This is a genomic window from Butyrivibrio sp. MC2021, assembly GCF_000621605.1.
Taxonomy (GTDB): Bacteria; Bacillota; Clostridia; order Lachnospirales; family Lachnospiraceae; genus Butyrivibrio.
On the sequence record NZ_JHXX01000035.1, the window covers coordinates 1 to 1,187 of the forward strand.

At 37.7% G+C, this 1,187-nt stretch carries 1 protein-coding gene; it reads left to right on the forward strand.

Annotated features, from left to right (window positions below; all coding sequences use genetic code 11):
• On the forward strand, nucleotides 1-1,016 hold a 1,016-nt coding region (locus T359_RS0117455), incomplete at its 5' end, for an IS4 family transposase (RefSeq protein ID WP_026518506.1).
• Between the last annotated feature and the right edge of the window lie 171 nt (nucleotides 1,017-1,187).

Genomic DNA, 1,187 nt, shown 5'->3' on the forward strand with positions numbered 1-1,187 from the left:
TCAAGAAAAGCATTCCCATAGCGAATACTTTTCACGGATATCAGCTTATCGCTTGTGATGGTACTCGCCTCAACCTTCCTTATAACCATGACGACCACAATACCTTAGTTGATAACATAGAAGGTCGCAAGGCCTTTAACCAAACACATCTGAATGCACTTTACGATATCATGAATGACATGTTCCTGGATGCCGAAGTTCAAAGCATGCAGGAAATAGATGAAAATAAGGCCTTTTGTAGATTCCTTGACAAATATTCAAAATCAGACAAAAAAGCTATCTACATTGCTGATCGTGGATACGGCTCCTTAAATAACTATGCCCATGCCATCCACAATAATCAATTCTTTTTGATTCGCATGAGGATAACTGACGCCATAAACTTATGCCCAAGCCAACCGCATTTATTAGATGGTTCTTATGTTGATGAGCATGTTACCATTCATGTTGGACGACGCAGAAAGAAGTGCTATAAAAAGCTTGAAAACTATCATTTTGTCCGCAAGAAGCATCGCTACGATTTCATTGATTACCATGCGGATGAAATAGATGTACTTAGCTTTCGTTTATTGAAATTTCAACTGTCCAATGGAACATTTGAATATATAGCAACAAATCTTCCTATAGCAACATTTCCACTGCCTATAATTAAAGAGCTCTATAACCTAAGGTGGGGCGAAGAAACTGCGTTTCGACACTTAAAGTATGCCGGAAATATGGTTCATATTCATTCAATAAAGCCAGACTTTTTGATACAGGAAATATACGGAAAACTTACACTATACAACTTTTCATCATGCATCACAAAGGCTGTAACCAAGAGGGATACATCAAATACCATTCATAGATATAACTTTAATCATACCCAGATGCAAAAGTTCGTGAGGCTCTATCTCATAGGAAAAATAGAAAAACTAGAATTATTAGTTAACAGATTTCTGGTGCCAGTCCGACCGGGACGTAAATTCAAAAGAATTATGCGTCGCCAGTCGGCGGAACCATTAGCTTACCGATAACACAAAACAACTAAATACCTTTCAGTAGGCAGCCCACCACGACTGTCTGTTTGCCTTTTTCAAAAATAAAATTTTTGACCGTAAACCCGAGAACTGGCTGTATCGTGTTTGTAGTTATCATGATTTTGATGATACACTATTCCTATGCTATTTGCTATCTAAATGACATTG